1 protein-coding gene is annotated in these 1,229 nt (G+C 35.8%); it reads right to left on the reverse strand.

Annotated elements, in window-relative coordinates; all coding sequences use genetic code 11:
• Nucleotides 1-138: 138 nt before the first annotated feature.
• Nucleotides 139-975, reverse strand: coding sequence for an aldo/keto reductase (locus ACTND6_RS11000; protein WP_441024294.1), 837 nt, complete (start codon nt 973-975; stop codon nt 139-141).
• Nucleotides 976-1,229: the final 254 nt, after the last annotated feature.

Genomic DNA, 1,229 nt, shown 5'->3' on the forward strand with positions numbered 1-1,229 from the left:
CTACACAAGAAAGGCCAGGAATCACTAGTACTCCTGACCTATTCATCATATACCTGTATATTTGGTTATTCGATCAGGACTAGTTTCTTCCTGATTTCATAATAGAAAAAGACGGTTATCCATAAACCGTCAATTTCATTAGAAATCTACTTCATCTGGATCCAGACCAGAGCCGCCAAAATTCTCCAATGCATCGATTCTCTGCATATCTTCTGCATTGATTTCAAAATCAAATACATTACTGTTTTCTTCAATTCTTGATGGTGTTACTGACTTTGGAAGAGGCAGGACATCATGCTGAATGCACCAGCGAATGCAAATCTGTGCTACGGATTTTCCATAATGTGATGCAATTTCCTGCAAATCTGGATTTGTCAGCATTCTGCCAGTTCCAAGAGGTGACCATGCTTCCACAAGGATTCCATTGTCACGACAATATTTCACTGTTTTTTCCTGCATAAAGCCTGGATGGAATTCAATCTGATTTACCATTGGCTTTACTTCTGTCTTCATTAATGCTTCTAGATGATGCGGTTTAAAGTTAGAAACACCAATGGCTTTGATTTTTCCAGCCTTATAAAGATCTGTCATTGCTCTCCAAGTTTCAAGATTGATTTCTTCCCAGTTTTCATAGTCTTTTTTAGAAGCAGGCCAGTGAATCAAATATAGATCTAGATAATCCAAATCCAGATCAGACAATGTCTTTTCAAATGCCGCAATTGTTTTTTCATATCCACGCTGTGTATTCCATACTTTGCTTGTCACAAATAAATTTTTTCTAGCAATGCCGCTTTCTTTGATTCCTTCTCCAACACTTTCTTCATTTTTATATGCTGCAGCAGTATCAATATGACGGTACCCACAAGCAATTGCAGCCTTCACACCATTGACAGTAACTTCACTGTCTGGTGACTGCCATGTTCCGTAACCAATTTCAGGAATCATGTATCCGTTATTTAGTTTCATGTTTTCCATAACTTTCTCCTTATGTTTTCTTCACGTAAAAAAGAATATCATAATGGTTTTTATTTTGGCTATATTAGCAAAATGGTGAACATATTTTAATATTGTACGAATATATGGACAGTAACAACAATTAAGCAGCATTATAATGTCAGCACATTCAAGGAGATGACATTATGAAAGATACTGAAATCATTAACTTTTACAACAATCTAGATCAATATGCAAAGGATAAAATCGATAGACAGTTAATCGATTTGACAAAT

The sequence above is a fragment of the Bulleidia sp. HCP3S3_C9 genome, assembly GCF_052064035.1.
GTDB lineage: Bacteria > Bacillota_I > Bacilli_A > Erysipelotrichales > Erysipelotrichaceae > Bulleidia.